The sequence below is a fragment of the Lysinibacillus sp. KU-BSD001 genome (assembly GCF_042920265.1).
GTDB lineage: Bacteria > Bacillota > Bacilli > Bacillales_A > Planococcaceae > Lysinibacillus_B.
Genome location: NZ_JBDQZI010000028.1, coordinates 1 through 19085, shown reverse-complemented (window position 1 = coordinate 19085; position 19085 = coordinate 1). Strand labels below are relative to the sequence as shown.

Sequence of the window (19085 nt, the reverse complement as noted above, 5' to 3'; positions counted from 1 at the left end):
GAAGGTCGACCATAGTCTAGTGATGATGGCAAAGAGGTCACACCCGTTCCCATACCGAACACGGAAGTTAAGCTCTTTAGCGCCGATGGTAGTTGGGGGCTTCCCCCTGTGAGAGTAGGACATCGCTAGGCGCAAAAAGTCGCTACTAATTCAGTTAGTAGTGGCTTTTTTTATTGTTTAAAAAAATAATAAAATGTCGAATTGTAGATATAACCATTGTTGAAGAAAGGAATATTACGTCTAGGCGAAAGTGCTATCCTGTCATAACAATTTGACTCTCTCCTACGTGTGGCCAGCACACTTGTCGGGATTCTCCAGTGCGTGTAGGGGATGAACAGGCGCTTGTGTTCTTTTATAGTTACTATTTTATAACAAGCAAATTTATAAACATATGATGTGTGTTGATTTCCCCTCCTACTTGTTAAAGAAACTATCAAAATATGAAGCGATTGAAGTGCCGGTAAAAGGGGTACTTTAATCGCTTCATTACAGCTTGCACAAACATACACTAGTTCTGTTGCTATTATTATTTCATATTCATGTGCGCCCATAAAAGAAGGCAAAAAGGGATTTTTTCCATTAGATTTAATAAACGCGCAGTAGGAGATAATGCAGAGCTAATTATATAGGAGGAAGAAGTCATATTTGAGTCATTCGTAGAAGATATGAAGCAATTAGTGAAATACGCGAAGGAAGCTGAGCATTTTTCGAGTGTTATAGTCGGGGGCAGTAATCGGCATGTTAGTTATATAGGCAGGAAATGTAGATTCTTATATTTCAATAGCAGGTGCTAGTAGACCAATTACTGGAATAATTACAAGGACTACTTTCTAATGATTTATGAGCTGAATCAGAGCATACTTTATGTAATTTAAATATAGCATGTAAAAATCAACCTAACATTTTTGAATGTTAGGTTGATTTTTATTTTTATAGAGTAGCAGTTTTTTGGCGTAGTTCGATACGACGAATTTTACCCGAAGTTGTTTTTGGTAATTCTGTTAGGAACTCAATACTACGTGGATATTTATAAGGTGCAGTTAACGTTTTCACATGCTCCTGAAGCTCCTTAATTAGTGACGCTTCATCAGCTCCCTGATAACTTTCCTTTAAAACAATATACGCTTTTACGATGCTACCACGAATTTCGTCTGGCGCAGCGACAACAGCACATTCTTGTACTGCTTCATGCTTGTTTAGTGCATCTTCCACTTCAAATGGTCCAATCGTGTACCCGGAAGAAATGATAATGTCATCGCCCCGTCCTTCAAACCAGAAGTAGCCGTCTGCATCATAGCTTGCTTGGTCCCCAGTAATGTACCAGTCACCACGAAAAGCAGCTTGCGTGCGCTCGCGGTCGCGATAGTATTCTTTAAATAGAGCTGGACAAGACTTGTGCACAGCAATATCGCCTACTTCTCCTGGTGCGACTACTTCCCCATTTTCATCAATAATTTTTACGTTATTGCCTGGTGTTGGTCGTCCCATCGAGCCGGGACGCAATTCCATATTTTGCATTGTTCCGATTAACAATGTATTTTCTGTTTGACCATAACCATCCCGCACTTTTAAGTTAAATAACTTCATAAATGTATCAATGACTGGGCGATTTAGTGGTTCACCTGCGGAAACAGCACTTCGAAGGGAAGATAAATCATACTCGTTTAAGCTATCAAGTTTCGCCATAATACGGTATTCAGTTGGTGTACAACATAGCACATGAATTTTTTCATCTTGAATAAGTTGGAGATATTTCTCTGCTTCAAACCCTCCGTAATATACGAAAGCCGTTGCTCCTAACATAATTGTTGATAGGAATGGACTCCAAATCCACTTTTGCCAACCTGGAGCAGCTGTTGCCCAAACGAGATCTCCTTCATGGACACCTAACCAATTAGAAGCAGCTGTACGTACATGGGCATAGCCCCAGCCATGAGAATGGACAACGCCTTTAGGCTTGCCAGTAGTACCCGATGTATAAGAAAGGAATGCCATATCATCTCTTGAAGTAGGAGCAGTTTCAAATTCCGTACTTTGCTGTGCTGCCAGTGTATTTAAATTTGTCCAACCTTCCTCTTCTTCACCAATAATTAATTTTAATACAGGATTAGCACTTTGGATTTTATTTACTTCCGTAGTAAATGCATCATAAGCAATGACTGCTTTTGCTGAAGCATGTTCAATACGATACTCTAAATCACTTGCTCTTAACATTTCAGAACAAGCAATTGGTACAATACCAGCCTTTAAGCAGGCTAAATATACATTGTAAGCTTCTGGTAATCGAGGTACGATAATTAACACGCGATCCCCACGTTCAATATTTAACGACGTTAAAGCATTTGCATATTGATTCATATTTTCAATCAGTTGTTTGTATGAAATGATGCGTCGATTACCTGTTGCATCAATCCAACGAATGGCTTGACGATTTTCATCTTTTTTATACTTCTCCAGCTCTTCGGTAATATTGTATTGCTCTGGTGCAAGTAAATTTACGGTTACATTTGTCTCTGTCATAAAAATCCTCCTTAGTCCATTCCAGTTCTATATTTCTGAATATTAAATTTATTAAAGCTTGCTATTTATTGTACACATCATAGTAAAATAAGGTCAAGAGAAAAATGGTATAATGTAGAATTATATAAACATAATTTAGAATTATAATGTTATTGGAAATGTTTAATGGTGTATATTTCTAACGCAGAAAATATTAAAATAAGAAATCAGAAAATACTTGCTTTATTTGAAAAACAGCTGTATAATTTTTAATGTATTTAAGCTTGATAAAGCAAATTAAATAATAGCGTTCCGAAGTAGCTCAGTGGTAGAGCAACCGGCTGTTAACCGGTTGGTCGTAGGTTCGAGTCCTACCTTCGGAGCCATTTTTTTTTTGCCTTTTTTTCAATTCTTCATAAGCCTTTCTCCATTTCCTACATGTTGAAATAGATAATCCCTTTCTAATAAACTTCATTTTATTCACATATTTTATTAATATTTATCTAATTACTATCATATACTAATTATTGGCTGCATAAATAGAATGTAAAGACATGTGTAATAATAATTATTTTAAAATAATTTAATTCATGTTATATCTTCTATTCGAATTATTCGGGAGGGGAATTACTTAGAAAAAAAACGAAAAAACGAGAATAATATATTATAAAATAATCGAAAAATGTATTTATTTTTAAAATATAGATTGACAAAGTTATTTTAGATGCAGTAATATTCAGGAAAATATAGTAAATTGAAATGGTTTCGGTTTCGACCAAATAAGGGGGAGTTTTAATGGAGCCTATTTTAGAGATTGAAAATGTCTCTTTGCAATTTGGTGGCGTTAAAGCGTTAGATAGCGTCACGTACCATATAAACCAAGGTGAAATATTTTCGCTTATTGGTCCTAATGGAGCTGGGAAGACGAGTATGTTAAATTGCATTAGTGGATTATATCAGCCGACAACTGGCTCCATTCGGTACAAAGGGCAAGAGATCATCAATATGAAACCGTATAATCGAACGACACTCGGTATGGCACGTGCCTTCCAAAACATTGCCTTATTTGCACATATGTCAGTGCTTGATAATTTAAAGCTCGGCAGACACTCTCTGATGAATGCAGGGATTATTGACGGAGGCTTTTATGTAGGGAAAGCTTCCAAAGAGGAAATTCAACATCGCCAAAAGGTAGAGGAAGTAATTGAGTTTTTAGAATTGCAGGATATACGCCATACGCCAGTAGGGACGCTATCGTACGGACTACAAAAACGTGTGGAAGTTGGGCGAGCATTAGCGCTTAATCCGGAGCTAATTCTATTAGATGAGCCAATGGCAGGTATGAATAATGCCGAAAAGGATATGATGTCTCGGTTCATACTAGATATGCATGAGGTGATGGGAACGACAGTAGTGTTGATTGAGCACGACTTAGGGGTCGTAATGAGCTTGTCAGATCATATTGCCGTATTGGATTTTGGAAAGCTGATTGGGTTTGGAACGCCAAAAGAAATACAGCAAAATCCAGACGTGATTAAAGCATATATCGGTGAAGAAACCGTTATTTAAGGGGGAAAGACTGAATGGTCATTCATAAAACATTACCTACGTTGTTAGCAGAACGAGCAAAAAATGAGCCAAATGCAGTTGCGCTCAGACAAAAACATTTAGGTATATGGAATGAAATTACGTGGCAAGATTATTTGAAAAATGTCGAATTGTTAGCAGTTACACTATCGTATGAACTTGGATTTCAAAGTGGTGAAACACTAGCTATTATTGGTGAAAATCGACCACAGTGGCTATACGCTCAAATGTCGGCACAGTTACTTGGGGGAATTTCAGTAGGGATTTATCAAGAATCTTTACCCGATCAAGTTGAATTTTATTTGAATGATTGTAAAGCGAGAATTGTCATTGTTGAAGACCAAGAACAAGTAGATAAATTACTAGAAATAGAGGCTAAAATTCCGCTTGTTGAGCACATTATCTATTACAATAAGCAAGGATTACGTCATTATAAGCATCATAAACTCATTTTTTTAGACGATTTAATGGAAAAAGGGGAAGCTTTGTTAAAGAGTAACGCCAACTTTTATGAAGAACAGGCAAGCGACCTTGATACACATAGTCCAGCTGTCATTGCATATAGCGCAGCCACATCAGGGAGACCTAAAGGGGCCGTTCTGACACACTTTAATTTAATTAACGCAGCAAAAAATTTAAGTGAACTGGAGGACATGAAGAAAAAAGACGACTACTTCTCATTCTTACCATTGTCATGGGTTAATGAAAAAGTCGTGAGTACCGTTGTTCCACTGCTTATTGGATTCGTTGTTAATTTCCCTGAAAAGCCACATACAGTCATGGTCGATTTACGAGAGATTGGACCACAAACATTGCTTGCACCACCTCGTGTCTACCAGTCGTTAATGTCGAATTTTGAGATTCGTATAGAAGGTGCTAGTTGGTTTAAAAGAAAAATATATAATCTCTTTAAAAAGTATGGGGATAAAAAAGCGGTGGCTGATGCCAATAATCAAACATTATCAGGCATCGATAAATTGATGTACTTTTTAGGGGATGCCATTATTTTTAGTGCTATTCGTGATCATTTAGGACTAGCGCGACTGAGAAGGGCGTATGTCGCAGGCGCAGCACTGCAATCAGATGCATTCCATTTCTATCATAGTATCGGTGTGAATGTAAAACAGACGTATGGTGGTACGGAGGTTGCAGGGATTGCATTTGTTCAGCCGGATCGTCAAATTAGGGCGGGGAGCTCTGGTGTACCGATACCGAATACAGAAGTGAAAATCGGCGAAGACGGCGCGATTTACATGAAAAATAATGCTATTTTCTCTGCATATTTGCATGAGGAAGATCAAAAAGAAGTGATTGATGGTTGGTTATGTTTAGGGGATAACGGTTATCTCGATGAGCAAGGACACCTGCATATTTTAGATCGCAAAGAAGATATTATTACGAATACAGCTGGTGAAGTTATTTATCCAAGATTAGTAGAAAACGAGTTAAAATCAAGTCCTTATATTCAAGAAGCTGTGTGCTTCGGTAAAGATAAACCATATATGACAGCTATTTTAAATATTGATATGAATAGCGTCGGTAGATGGGCAGATAAAAACCGCATTGTATATACAGAATATTCAGACCTCTCTAGAAATCCGAAAGTTGTTGAGTTAATCGAACAACAAGTAGAACAGTTAATGAGTAAATTACCACAGCACAATCGAGTGAAAAAGTTCTCCATTTTACACAAACAATTTACCGCAGATCAAGGTGAGCTAACACGTACGTTAAAAATTCGCAGAAACTTTGTTGAACAGAAATATAAAGCGTTAATTGATGGCATGTACTCGGATACGCAGGAAGTATCAATCGCTAATTCACTCACTGAATCGGTGGAGGAAAAAGTGAGTCTTCGTGTTATTAAATTAAAGCTGAAGCAAGGGGTGGCATGATGACGTTTTTTTTACAGATGCTGAGTAACGGAATCGTAGTAGGGAGTATTTATGGGTTAGTAGCGCTCGGATTTGTTCTCATTTATAGAGCGAGTGGAGCACTGAATTTAGCAAATGGTGAATTTGTTATTATCGGCCCATATGTTTGTTTAGTCATCATGACAGTTTACGATGTACCGTTTATCTTTGCGCTACTCTTAACCCTACTATTTAGTGCAATACTAGGGCTGGTAGTAGAGCGATTAGTTGTAAGGCCGCTACAAAATGCACCGACCATTTCAGTAATTATGGCGACGATTGGTTTATCGAGCTTGTTAGCTGGTGCAGTGCATATGATTTGGGGGCATTCAACGCGTGTATTCCCGCCAGATGTATTCCCATCGACACCATTAAAAATGGGTGGCGTCATTATCACACCTGTATATCTATGGTCATTTATCGTAGTCATTGCACTACTCATTGTTTTCTCGTTATTTTTCAAATTTTCGAAAATCGGAATTGCTATGCGTGCAGTAGCAGAAGATCATGCAGCAGCTTCTTCCATGGGCATTAGTGTGAAATTTATTTATGCAATGACATGGATGATTGCATCGATTGTAGCAGCAATTGGTGGTGTGTTACTAGGGAACATCACTGGTGTTAGTCCAACAATGTCAGCAATTGGTTTAACTGTATTACCAGTAGTAATTCTAGGTGGTTTAGATAGTGTGCTAGGGGCCATTGTCGGTGGTTTCCTAATTGGTATTCTACAAAATATTGCAGGTGGCTATTTAGATCCGCTAGTAGGTGGTGGTGTGAAGGATGTTGTACCGTTCATCATCGTCCTATTAATCTTAATGTTAAAGCCACATGGGCTATTTGGTAGTAAAGGCATAGAGAGGGTGTGATTGGGTGAGGAATTTATTTGTTCGAGAAAGTGGAAACTACAAAACATCTTATGTGAATGATATGAAGTTATTTGGAACGACGGCCGAAAAGGTGAAAATAGCAGTCATCTTAGCCATCATTCTGCTTGTACCGTTCTTTGCATCAAATTATTGGGTAGGCTTACTCACGCTATGTGCTATCGCAGCAATTGGTGCAATTGGTCTCAATATTTTAACAGGATTTACGGGACAGATTTCGATTGGTGTAGGTGCCTTTTTAGGTGTAGGCGGTTATACTTCAGCTATTATTACATCGACTTATGGGCTCAGCTTTTGGATTTCGCTACCGTTAGCAGGTCTTATAACGGCGATTATCGGTGGTATTTTCGGATTGCCAGCATTACGTTTAAAGGGGCTATACTTAGCGATTGCTACATTAGCGGCACAAGTAATTATTTTATTTGTCATTAGTCGCTGGGATAGTGTAACAGGTGGTACAGCCGGAATGGTACTAAGCCGTCCAGAAATCGGTCCATTTAAATTCAGCACAAATACATCCTATTACTACTTATCTATTATTGTACTGCTCTTAACGATTTTATATGCTACAAATTTATTGAGAACAAGAGTAGGACGAGCGTTTTTAGCTATTCGTGACCGTGATATTGCGGCACAAATTATGGGGATCAATTTATTCCAATATAAGGTGTTAGCTTTTGCCGTTAGCTCGTTTTTCGTAGGGATTGCGGGTGCTTTACTTGCGCATTACACAATGATTGTAAGTCCAGAAAATTATAGTATAACGATTTCGATTGAATACTTAGCGATGATTTTAATCGGTGGCCTAGGAAGTGTATTTGGCTCCATTTTGGGTGCTGTATTCATCACGCTTTTACCGGTATTTTTAAGCTCGGCTGTAGATGTTTTATCGACGATTATGCCGTCAATGTATCAGCTATTCTCAGCATTTAAGGAATTTGTTTTCGGTTTAGCAATTATCCTGTTTTTAATTTTTGAACCAGGGGGCTTAGCACATATTTGGCTAAATATTAAAAAGTACTTTAAATTATGGCCATTTTCTTATTAAGTCATCCGCTGTTCAAGATTAAATAAATAAATACATTTATTACAACAAGGGGGAATTTTTGTGAAGAAGAGAGGCAGTAAGTATTTATGGATGTTAATGGGGGCGCTATTGTTGCTTGTTTTAGCAGCATGTTCGTCAGACGATGCATCGACAGACAGCGATGTAGATAGCTCAAGTGGTTCAGATGGAGACAATGGGAATCGTACGGTTGTCATTGGGGGGCTATATGATATTACAGGTGGTACTGGGGATGTAGGAACGCCATACGCTGAAGGGGAAAAAGCGTATTTTGAGTATATTACAGAAAATAACTTAGTTGAAGGATTAAACTTAAAATTAGTAGGTAAGGATTATGCTTACCAAATTCCAGAAGCACAAAAAATTTATCAAGAATTCCGTGACAAAGAGAATGTATCAGCTGTACTTGGATGGGGAACTGGTGATACAGAGGCATTACGTCAACAAGTAGCAACGGATGAATTACCATACTTCTCAGCTTCTTATTCAGAAAATTTAAAAGATTTAGAAGAAAGTCCGTATAACTTTTTAATTGCAGCTTCTTATTCTGATCAAGGGCGCGCTATTTTAAAATGGATTAAAGAAAACCATGAAGGTGATAACCCAACAGTAGCGTTACTATACAATGATACAGCGTTTGGTCGCTCACCAGTTGAAGATATTAAAGCGTATGGTAAAGAAATTGGTGTTGAAATTGTGGATGAGCAAGTAATTGATGTGAAGGCGACAGAAGCCCAATCTCAATTATTAAATATGGAAAAGAAAAATCCAGACTACGCAATTATTCAACAAACGTGGAATGCAACAGCTACAATTTTACGTGATGCTAAAACATTAGGCATTGATACGCAATTCTTTGGCTTAAACTGGGCAACTGGTGAAGGTGTAATTGATATTGTAGGTGCTGATGTGGCAGAAGGGTACAAGGGTATTTTAGGACATGCTTTCCCATATGAAGATTTTGAGGGAATGGCAGATATTAAAAAATACTTAGAGTCAAAAGGCAAAACAATTGAAGATATTAACCAAAAGTTCGTTCAAGGTTGGAGTGCAGCGAAAATTATGGTAGCTGGTATTCAAGCTGCTGCTGAAAAGTATCCTGAGGGTGATTTAACAGGTGCTCAGATTCGCGAAGGTTTAGAGTCTCTACAAGATTTCGATTTAGGTGGTTTAGGTGCAAATTTAACATTTAGCGCGGACAACCATGCTGGTACTGAAAAAGTACGTTTAGGTGTTGTGAAAAACGGTAAGTGGGAGCAGTTAGAAGACTACTTTAGCTACAAAGATTAATGTGTATAAACGGTAACTGATGGAAGGGTGACTTACATGCTCCAAGTAAATAATTTAGAAGTGGTTTATCAAAAAATTATTTTGGCTCTAAAAGGGATGTCGCTCCATGTACCAGAAGGGAAGATCGTCGCTTTACTTGGTAGTAACGGAGCCGGTAAGTCGACTACATTGAAAGCAATTTCAGGTCTACTTGCTGGTGAAGGCGGTCAAATTACAGATGGGACAATTGAGTTCCAAGGGAATAAGATCAACGGAGTGACAGCGGATGCGCTTGTTAAACAAGGGATTTTCTTAAGTATGGAAGGTCGACGTATTTTTAAAGACTTAACGGTTGAAGAAAATTTAATGGCAGGTGCGTATACGCGTAAAGATCGCTCTAACATCAAAGCAGATATTGAAAAAATATATGGCTATTTCCCAAAACTGAAAATGTTACAATCTCGAAAAGCTGGATTTTTGTCTGGTGGTGAACAGCAAATGTTAGCTATTGGCCGGGGGTTGATGGCTAAGCCGAAGCTACTATTGCTAGATGAGCCTTCATTGGGAATTGCGCCATTACTCGTAAAAGAAATCTTCCAAAACATTAAAAAGATTAATGAAGAAGAAGGGATGTCTATACTAGTCGTAGAGCAAAATGCAAATGTTGCCTTATCCATTGCACATTACGGCTATATTATGGAAAATGGTCGAGTAGTGATGCAGGGGGATGCAGCTAGCTTATTATCCAATACAGAGATTAGTGAGCATTATTTAGGCATCGGGAAAGAAGAAGAGAAAAACTATAAGGAAGCAAAGTCTTATAGAAGGCGCCAACGTGTAGTGTGGTAAACCTTTTTATGATTAGAGGGGCTATCTATGTAGACAGGCCGCTCTATTCATAGAGCAAATTTAGAGGGATATGGGGAGTGGTTGGAGCTTCCCGATCTCTCTTATTGTATTTTTTATAAAAATGATTACTTAATATATGTAGAAACTCCTAATAAAATGATTGTACATACGTGGTAAAGAAGAGGGGAGGGCAACGAAAGGTTTGGTATAGGGCTATTTAATTTAAAAATAGTTATAAAAAATACTTGCGAAGTATAAAAAACGATGATAATATAAGTCTTGTCTTATTCAGAAGCAATTAGCAAATGGGCCCGTTGGTCAAGTGGTTAAGACACCGCCCTTTCACGGCGGTAACACGGGTTCGAATCCCGTACGGGTCACCACTTAATAAAATAATGTATAACACTTCACCTGAACATGGAGGATTAGCTCAGCTGGGAGAGCACCTGCCTTACAAGCAGGGGGTCGGCGGTTCGAGCCCGTCATCCTCCACCATAAGTGTTATATGCTGGAGGGGTAGCGAAGTGGCTAAACGCGGCGGACTGTAAATCCGCTCCTTCGGGTTCGGCGGTTCGAATCCGTCCCCCTCCACCATCTTCTATAAAATGATTGGGGTATAGCCAAGCGGTAAGGCAACGGATTTTGATTCCGTCATGCCTAGGTTCGAATCCTAGTACCCCAGCCATTTTTTTATTTGTCCTGTAAATAGTAGCAGGCAAGAAGATTGATGTCCTTCTACCTTACGTATTATTTAATAAAACCATTCAATCCTTTACTCCACATGAGTAAAGGATTTTTTTCTAATACGATAGTAACTTGAATTATGAAAGTGGAAAACTTTACAATAAAGTAGACGAGTACAATTTGTTTTTGAGCCATTTTATCAAAAAACATTTTGTTATAATAAAAGTGAAACTTTATTGGACGTGGAACGTAAATCATATAACAGAAGGTGGAGAGGGTAGACAATGGATGCGTTGGTGAATAAAAGAATAAAGCAAGTGCTTAAAGGTGATCAAAACGCATATGCAGACATTGTGAACCTCTATCAGCACAAATTGTATCAAATATGTTACCGGATGCTCGGTAATAAACAAGAGTCAGAAGATATCGCGCAAGAAGCGTTTGTACGTGCCTATATTAATTTACATTCTTATGACCAAAAAAGAAAATTTTCGACTTGGTTATACCGTATTGCAACCAATCTGTGTATCGATCGTATTCGGAAAAAGAAACCGGATTATTATTTAGATGCAGAGGTAGCAGGAACAGATGGGCTCGATATGTACTCGCAAATTGCAGCGGATGAACAATTACCGGAAGATGTTGTTGCGCAAATGGAATTGCAAGAACGTATTCAGTATGAAATTAGTCGATTACCCGATAAATATCGTTCAGTTATAGTGCTGAAATATATAGAAGAATTATCTCTGCAAGAGATTAGTGAAATTCTTGATATGCCACTTGGAACCGTAAAAACCCGAATTCACCGTGGTCGTGAAGCACTACGAAAACAGCTAAACAATTTATAGGAGGAGATTCGCATGAGTACGTGTTCAAAACATTATGTAGAATATATGCACGAGTACTTAGACGGGGATATTAGCCGTGAGCATGAACAGCAGTTAAAGAAGCATTTGCAAACGTGTGAAGAATGTCAACAACATATGCACGAGCTCAGTGACACGATTGCGTTCATTAAGAGTGCTACCCACATTACGGCGCCTCCTAGATTTGAGGAAGATGTAATGAGTCGCTTACCAAAAAGAAAAAATACAGTAGGCATTCAAAGGTGGTTACGCAAACATCCGATTATTGTAGCTGCAGCCGTGTTTTTCTTATTTATGAGTGCAACGTTATTAGGTAGTTATTCAAACGATAATCAATTCTCTGTGACGAAACAACCGAACCTAATTGTAGAAGGAGAAACGGTGATTGTACCTGCTGGAGAGGTCGTAAAAGGCGATATTGTCGTGAAAAATGGAACTATTGTAATTGAAGGAGAAGTAGATGGTAATGTAACGGTCATTAATGGCGATTACATGGCATCTACAGCAGTCGTAACAGGTCAAATTCAAGAGGTCGATGAAGTATTTGAATGGCTTTGGTATGAGATGAAGCAAATATTTAATAGCGTTATTTCACTTTTTGAATCTGAAAATAGCCATAATGAGAGCCAAGAATGATTACTCTTGGCTTTTTTCTTGTTGTTAAGGAAATGATAAAATGTCGCATTGTGGATAATGGTTGTTGAAAAGAGCATTTACGTCTAGGCGAAAGCGCCATCCCCTAGCGACGCTTCGACTCCCTCCTACGTGTGGCAAGCACACTTGTCGGGATTCTCCAGCGTGTGTCGGGGATGAGCAGGCGCTTTAGCGCTTTTGTTCTAATACAGGGAACCGTTTAACAAAAAATGACGTTCTATAGAAAATGAAGAAGTCTACTCGATTGGGTAGACTTTTTGCTCTCTAAAAAGTCAATTATTACACAAATATGATATACTTTAAATTGGGTTCAATATCAAAATATGTTCTTGATTAAAAAATGTAGGATTCTAAAAGCACATGGAGTGAAGGGCGGCGAGTGTAGCTGACGGCATACGCCTTTCGCTACAGAGCAAAGCTTCCAGCGGGAAAAGCGAGATAGTCGAGACCCCGCAGGAAATTTATTTGCGACGAAAGCGTAGCGACAGGAGCACCGAAGAATGAGCGACGAGGAGGCTCGACCTCGCCCGCGGAAAGCGTCCGCCCGTAACGGAATGTGCGGTCAAGTACACGTTTTGGTGAAGAGCCTTAAATTGTATATGTATTAGCTAGAAAAGTGGGGGATGCCACATGCAAATAATCGAACAATTTACAGATTTGACACCTGTAAATGTTGTTTTTAGCTTTTTGGACGTACTGCTTGTGTGGTACGTGATTTATAAAACGTTAACCCTCATTAAAGGAACGAAAGCCGTTCAATTATTAAAAGGGATATTTGTCATTATCATCGCAAAAATTGCGACTGAAATCTTTGGGCTTAATACCCTTGATTGGCTACTAGAAGAGATTATTGATTGGGGTTTCCTAGCAATCATCATTATCTTCCAGCCAGAAATTCGTCGTGCACTTGAGCAACTTGGACGAGGAAAGTTATTCCAACGCACGACAAATCAGCAAGATGAAGAACAAACACGCCTAATCGAAGCGATGAAGAAATCTGTGACCTATATGGCGAAACGTCGTATTGGTGCACTGATCTCCATTGAAAAAGAAACAGGTTTAACAGAGTATATTGAAACAGGCATCAAAATGAATGCAGATATGACGTCTGAATTACTCATTAATATCTTTATTCCGAATACGCCGCTCCATGATGGGGCAGTCATTATGCAAAAGGATAAAATTACAGCGGCTGCTTGTTATTTACCTTTGTCGGAAAGTGCCTTTATCTCCAAAGAACTTGGGACACGTCACCGCGCAGCTCTTGGGTTAAGTGAGGTAACAGATGCCATTGTCATTATTGTGTCAGAAGAGACAGGTGCGATTAGTATTGCATTCGACGGTAAAATTGACCGTAACTTAACGATTGATGAGTTTACGGTAAAGTTACGTAAACTATGGTTTGGGTCTGAACAAGAGTCCAACTTAAACTTAGCCTCTAAGTTGAATTGGGGAGGTAAGAAGAATGGATAGAGTGTTTAACAGTGTTTGGGCACTGCGAATTGTTGCTCTAGTGTTATCGCTAGCCTTATTCTTATATGTCAAATCAGAACTGGAAACGTCGGGGCGTGAAGCAGTACCTTCGGATGAAATGGATGTTTTATATAATGTGCCGCTTGAAGTGTATTATGATGATGAGGACTTAATCGTTACAGGGGTACCAGAAACAGTAAATGTCACAATTAGTGGGAATTCGAAGCTGATATTACAAACAAAAATTACGCAAGATTATGTTGTATTCGTTGATTTAAATTCACTGACGATCGGTGAACATCATGTAACCATTCAAAATGAAGGTTTCTCAGAAAAATTAAACGTTTCAATCGATCCAGTCGCACTAAATATTTCGATAGAAGAGCGTGTCACACGTGAATTCCGAGTAGAGCCAGAAATGAATAAACGCCTTATTGCAGAAGACTACGACTTAAAGGGTATGACTGTTGACCCAACGACAGTCGTTGTTACTGGTGCTAAAAGTGCTATTGAAAATATTAGTTATGTGAAGGCAACCGTCACGGGTGAGCAAGGGATTAAAAATTCCTTCCAGCAAGAAGCAAATGTAAAAGTATTAAACGCTGAGTTGAATCGTCTTGATGTTGCGGTTCAACCGGAAAAAGTGAAGGTCAAAGTAGAAATTGAAGAATATAGTCGTGATGTACCGATTAAAATTAAACAAATAGGGCAATTGAAAGACGGTATTTCCATAGAGAAGCTTTGGATTGAGCCCGTAAAATTGAAAGTGTATGGGAAAAAAGCAGTGATTGACGAGTTAAAGGAATTAGTCGTAGAATTTGACGTGTCAGACTTAGAAGAGTCCGGATCGTATGAAGGGAAAATAAAAGTACCTGAAAAGGTGACAGCGGAAGAAAGTTCCGTTACCATCCATGCGGATATTCAGAAAGAATTAGTAGAGACTGCTGACGAGTCGACAGAGGGTGGGACAGGTCAGCAAGCAGAGGATAGTACTGAGTAATTGGCCATGCATTTGCCAAACGGAAAATTCCTATAAAGATGGTCATAGCCATAATAACAGGAATGTCTAGTATTGAAGGAGAGAATAAAATGGGTAAATATTTCGGAACAGATGGCGTCCGTGGAGTCGCTAATAGTGAATTGACGCCGGAGTTTGCATTCAAACTTGGACGTGTTGGAGGATACGTATTAACGAAAGATGCAAAAGAACGCCCGAAAGTTTTAATTGGACGAGATACACGTATTTCTGGTGAGATGTTAGAGGGGGCATTAGTTGCAGGTCTTTTATCAATTGGGGCAGAAGTTATGCGCTTAGGCGTCATTAGTACACCAGGTGTTGCCTATTTGACACGTGTGATGAATGCACAAGCAGGTGTCATGATTTCGGCATCACATAATCCAGTAGAAGATAACGGTATTAAGTTTTTTGGTCCAGATGGCTTTAAATTAACAGATGCTCAAGAAGCAGAAATTGAAAGTTTACTTGATGCAGAAGCAGATACATTACCACGTCCAACAGGTGGAGATATCGGTTCAGTAACGGATTATTTTGAAGGTGGACAAAAATATATTTCCTATCTGAAACAAACGGTAGATGAGGAATTCCTAGGCATTCATGTCGCACTAGATTGTGCACATGGGGCAACAAGTCAGCTTGCTACACACTTATTTGCTGATTTAGAAGCCGATATTTCAACAATGGGTGCTTCACCAGACGGCTTAAACATTAATAATGGTGTTGGTTCAACGCACCCAGAAAAGCTCGCTGATTTTGTATTAGAGCGTGGGGCAGATGTTGGTCTTGCGTTTGATGGTGATGGTGACCGTTTAATCGCTGTAGATGAAAGAGGTCAAATTGTTGATGGCGATCAAATTATGTTCATTATCGGTAAATACTTGCATGCGAAAGGGCGCCTAAAAAAGGGTACCGTTGTATCGACTGTAATGAGTAATATGGGCTTCTATAAAGCATTAGAAGCAAACGAGATGACAAGTGTACAGACAGCTGTTGGCGACCGTTACGTAGTCGAGGAAATGCGTGCAAACGATTATAATCTTGGCGGTGAGCAATCCGGTCACATTGTATTTTTAGATTTCAATACAACGGGTGACGGTTTACTAACAGGGATTCAATTAGTAAATATCATGAAAGTAACAGGTAAGCGTCTATCAGAGCTAGCAAGCGAGATGACGATCTTCCCACAAAAGCTTGTCAATGTACGTGTGACGGACAAACATGCCGTAACACAAAATGACCGTATCGCTACTGTCATTGCAGAAGTGGAAGCGGAGATGGCAGGCAATGGTCGTGTACTAGTGCGACCTTCTGGTACAGAGCCACTTGTACGTGTCATGGTAGAAGCAGCTACTGTTGCTGCTTGTGAGGACTATGTGAACCGTATTGCAGCTGTTGTAAAAGCTGAAATGGGCTTAGCTGAATAGAATAATCCAATAGAACCGCCCTTTCGGTAGAAGGGCGGTTTTTCTGATGGGAAGAAACGAGCCATGTCTACGTCCATAACTATACATGCTAAGGCAACTCGTCAAGCAGTATAGCATATACTAAGTATGATCAGTAACAGACGTAATAAACAGATAGAGTATTTGCAATATGTATAACCCCCCTGTAGATATAAGTAAGTTACAATGATATTACGCTAGTATGTCATATACTAGCGCATTATTTTTTAGGGATGATTTGACGAATGTACTCGTTTTATGTATGATGAGTATGCTTGCAAAATGATTGTTATTAAATTCCAATATTAGGACATTCGTAAGCATGCGCGATTAAAGGAGGATGGCAGACGCGCAATAGAAGTACAAAGGAAAACAATAATAGCGCCTGAGCTAAGGAAATCGGACGGCAAAACAATCCTTAGTTGACGAGGTGGAGGTTTATCGAAAATTCGGCGGATGCCTCCCGATCGCACGTGCCCGGTTGTTATATTCGTTTTAAAACAGCAAAGCAATTTGCTGCACAGAAGAACGAATCGGCACACATAAAAAATAATAAAAATAAGCTACAGCGCTCGTAATACAATCGTTAGTCAGAACGATGTTTTAGCGGATATGTTATCTGCATAATCGAAAAGCCATATGGAGGCTTTTCAAAATGGGCTTACGCGTAGTTTAGTTTCGCATTGTCTTTTTCTATAGAAAGTTTCAGATTTTTGATTTTTCTGTTCGACGTTTGTGCATTATAAATGTAATGGATGTATAGGAGTAGAGAGAAAAGGCTTATTTTGTTGTTGCTAAATACGTGCCGTTGTAGCGAACGGAGGATTTATTTTATGTGTGGAATTGTAGGATATAACGGATTATTAGATGCAAAGGAAATTTTACTAAAAGGATTAGAGAAATTAGAGTATCGTGGGTACGATTCAGCGGGTATTGCTGTTCACAACGAAGACGGTGTGACTATTTTCAAGGAAAAGGGTCGAATTGCCGATCTGCGTAATGCAGTGAACGATGATGTGATGGCACATATCGGAATTGGTCATACACGCTGGGCAACACATGGTGTACCGAACAAATTAAATGCACACCCGCACCAATCTGTGTCAGGTCGTTTTACACTTGTACACAACGGGGTCATTGAAAACTATCATTTACTAAAAAAAGCATATTTAAAAGGCATTCAGCTGCAATCCGATACAGATACAGAAGTCATTGTGCAGTTAATTGATTTATTTTCAAAAGAAGGGTTATCGACGGTCGAGGCATTTCGAAAAACATTAAGCCTTGTACACGGTTCTTATGCATTAGCGCTACTGGATAACGAGGATACAGGCACCATTTACGTGGCGAAAAATAAATCACCGTTACTAGTGGGCGTTGGTGATAGCTTTAATGTTGTTGCGTCAGATGCGATGGCGATGCTACAAGTGACAGACTTATTCATCGAGCTGCATGATAAAGAAGTAGTTATCGTGAAAAAGGAAAGTGTTGAAATTTCAACGCTAGACGGTCGCAAAGTAGAGCGTAAGCCGTTCAAGGCAGAGTTAGATGCAAGTGACATTGAAAAGGGCACATACCCGCACTATATGCTAAAGGAAATGGATGAGCAGCCAGGCGTTGTGCGTAAAATCATCCAAGCATATGAACAAGACGGTGAACTAGCCATTGATGCAGACATTTTAACGGCATTACAGGCAGCAGACCGCATTTATATTATTGCAGCAGGCACAAGCTACCATGCAGGGCTTGTTGGAAAAGAGTACTTTGAGAAAATGGCAGGCATCCCAGTAGAAGTACACATTTCAAGTGAGTTTGGCTATAACATGCCACTTCTTTCTGAGAAACCGTTATTCATCTTCATTTCACAATCGGGTGAAACAGCCGATAGTCGCCAAGTACTTGTGAAAATTACAGAGCTGGGTCATCCAACATTAACGGTAACAAATGTACCAGGTTCAACGCTTTCTCGTGAATCAGACTATACACTGCTATTACATGCAGGTCCTGAGATTGCCGTTGCTTCTACGAAGGCGTATGTCGCACAAATTGCGGTGCTGGCAATCGCGGCTTATGTCACAGGGAAAGCGCGCGGCAAAGTGATTGACTTTGACTTAAAGCAAGAACTTGCCATCGCCGCAAACGGTATTCAGTCCATTGTTGACTCAAAGGACGTAATGGAAGAAATCGCAGAAGATTATTTAAAAATTGCACGCAACGCATTTTTCATCGGTCGTAACGTGGACTTCTGTGTCAGCTTAGAAGGCGCATTAAAGCTAAAAGAAATTTCATATATTCAAGCAGAAGGTTTTGCAGGCGGTGAGCTTAAGCACGGTACTATTGCGCTTATCGAGGAAGGTACGCCAGTCTTTGCCCTTGTCACACAAGAGCCAGTAGCGCTCAACATTCGAGGGAATGTGAAAGAAGTCGTAGCACGTGGCGCCAATGCATGCATTATCGCGATGGAAGGCATGGAGGAAGAAGGCGATACGCTCATCATCCCTCGTGTTCACTCGTTATTAACACCATTAGTATCGGTGGTCCCATTACAGCTGATCAGCTACTATGCCGCCCTACACCGCCGCTGTGACGTCGATAAACCGAGGAATTTAGCGAAGTCGGTGACGGTGGAGTAAGGTTTGATAGGTTTTAATGTTACTTGTGTTTTATAAAAAAGATTGACCATTTAAAATAAAGATTGATTAAAGATCCTGTGTTGATATGCAGGATCTTTTCTTATTCCATAATCGGGCCAGTTTGTTGGTGCGACACGTTCCTAATTCAAATGAGATGTGGTTAACACAATCTCGGTAAAGGTTAGGCAATTTATGAATTAAATTGAAGGATATTATCAAGGAGTCGAATGATGAAGTAACGCTCT

The 19085-nt window shown here is 39.4% G+C and carries 13 protein-coding genes, 5 tRNA genes and 1 rRNA gene; 18 read left to right on the top strand and 1 reads right to left on the bottom strand.

The features are described 5' to 3' along the window. Positions 1-15 precede the first annotated feature (15 nt). A 5S ribosomal RNA gene (gene rrf, locus AAGS61_RS20670) occupies positions 16-131 on the top strand. Between the two features lie 799 nt (positions 132-930). Here the strand turns inward: rrf and mbcS are convergent. Next, positions 931-2520 (bottom strand): acyl-CoA synthetase MbcS, encoded by a 1590-nt coding sequence (mbcS, locus tag AAGS61_RS20665; protein ID WP_391376563.1) that lies wholly within the window; start codon positions 2518-2520, stop codon positions 931-933. A 290-nt stretch (positions 2521-2810) separates the two neighbouring features. Between mbcS and AAGS61_RS20660 the strand changes: the two genes are divergently transcribed. The 17 genes from AAGS61_RS20660 (at position 2811) to glmS (ending at position 18840) form a co-directional block, all read left to right on the top strand. Continuing rightward, positions 2811-2885: transfer RNA gene (locus AAGS61_RS20660), tRNA-Asn, on the top strand. A gap of 409 nt (positions 2886-3294) precedes the next feature. After that, on the top strand, positions 3295-4068 hold the full coding sequence (locus AAGS61_RS20655; RefSeq protein ID WP_391376561.1) for an ABC transporter ATP-binding protein: 774 nt from the start codon (positions 3295-3297) through the stop codon (positions 4066-4068). A 14-nt stretch (positions 4069-4082) separates the two neighbouring features. Then, positions 4083-5981 (top strand): AMP-dependent synthetase/ligase, encoded by a 1899-nt coding sequence (locus AAGS61_RS20650; RefSeq protein ID WP_391376559.1) that lies wholly within the window; start codon positions 4083-4085, stop codon positions 5979-5981. Continuing rightward, a complete protein-coding gene (locus AAGS61_RS20645) occupies positions 5981-6868 on the top strand; it encodes a branched-chain amino acid ABC transporter permease (protein ID WP_391376557.1) in 888 nt (295 codons plus the stop codon). Before AAGS61_RS20650 ends, AAGS61_RS20645 begins: the two co-directional genes overlap by 1 nt. A 4-nt stretch (positions 6869-6872) precedes the next feature. Next, complete coding sequence (locus AAGS61_RS20640; RefSeq protein ID WP_391376555.1) at positions 6873-7934, top strand: branched-chain amino acid ABC transporter permease; 1062 nt, start codon at positions 6873-6875, stop codon at positions 7932-7934. Between the two features lie 60 nt (positions 7935-7994). Next, on the top strand, positions 7995-9242 hold the full coding sequence (locus tag AAGS61_RS20635; protein WP_391376553.1) for an ABC transporter substrate-binding protein: 1248 nt from the start codon (positions 7995-7997) through the stop codon (positions 9240-9242). A gap of 36 nt (positions 9243-9278) precedes the next feature. Continuing rightward, on the top strand, positions 9279-10070 hold the full coding sequence (locus AAGS61_RS20630; protein ID WP_391376551.1) for an ABC transporter ATP-binding protein: 792 nt from the start codon (positions 9279-9281) through the stop codon (positions 10068-10070). Positions 10071-10378: 308 nt separating this feature from the next. After that, positions 10379-10453: transfer RNA gene (locus tag AAGS61_RS20625), tRNA-Glu, on the top strand. A gap of 36 nt (positions 10454-10489) precedes the next feature. Further along, positions 10490-10565: transfer RNA gene (locus AAGS61_RS20620), tRNA-Val, on the top strand. Positions 10566-10580: 15 nt separating this feature from the next. Next, positions 10581-10664 (top strand) — tRNA-Tyr (locus tag AAGS61_RS20615). A 16-nt stretch (positions 10665-10680) separates the two neighbouring features. Then, positions 10681-10755, top strand: a tRNA-Gln gene (locus AAGS61_RS20610). Positions 10756-11038: 283 nt separating this feature from the next. After that, positions 11039-11602, top strand: coding sequence for an RNA polymerase sigma factor SigW (gene sigW / locus AAGS61_RS20605; protein ID WP_391376549.1), 564 nt, complete (start codon positions 11039-11041; stop codon positions 11600-11602). Between the two features lie 12 nt (positions 11603-11614). Further along, positions 11615-12256 (top strand): zf-HC2 domain-containing protein, encoded by a 642-nt coding sequence (locus tag AAGS61_RS20600; protein WP_391376547.1) that lies wholly within the window; start codon positions 11615-11617, stop codon positions 12254-12256. A 648-nt stretch (positions 12257-12904) separates the two neighbouring features. Next, a complete protein-coding gene (cdaA, locus tag AAGS61_RS20595) occupies positions 12905-13747 on the top strand; it encodes a diadenylate cyclase CdaA (protein WP_391376544.1) in 843 nt (280 codons plus the stop codon). Next, a complete protein-coding gene (locus tag AAGS61_RS20590; protein WP_391376541.1) occupies positions 13740-14747 on the top strand; it encodes a CdaR family protein in 1008 nt (335 codons plus the stop codon). The genes cdaA and AAGS61_RS20590 overlap by 8 nt, the downstream gene beginning before the upstream one ends. 89 nt (positions 14748-14836) lie before the next feature. Continuing rightward, the gene (gene glmM, locus AAGS61_RS20585) at positions 14837-16189 is read left to right on the top strand and encodes a phosphoglucosamine mutase (RefSeq protein WP_391376538.1); all 1353 of its coding nucleotides are present in this window, start codon (positions 14837-14839) and stop codon (positions 16187-16189) included. 851 nt (positions 16190-17040) lie between these two features. Beyond that, positions 17041-18840 carry a glutamine--fructose-6-phosphate transaminase (isomerizing) gene (glmS, locus tag AAGS61_RS20580; RefSeq protein WP_391376536.1) on the top strand — a complete coding sequence of 600 codons (1800 nt, stop codon included), beginning with the start codon at positions 17041-17043 and terminating at the stop codon, positions 18838-18840. Positions 18841-19085: the final 245 nt, after the last annotated feature.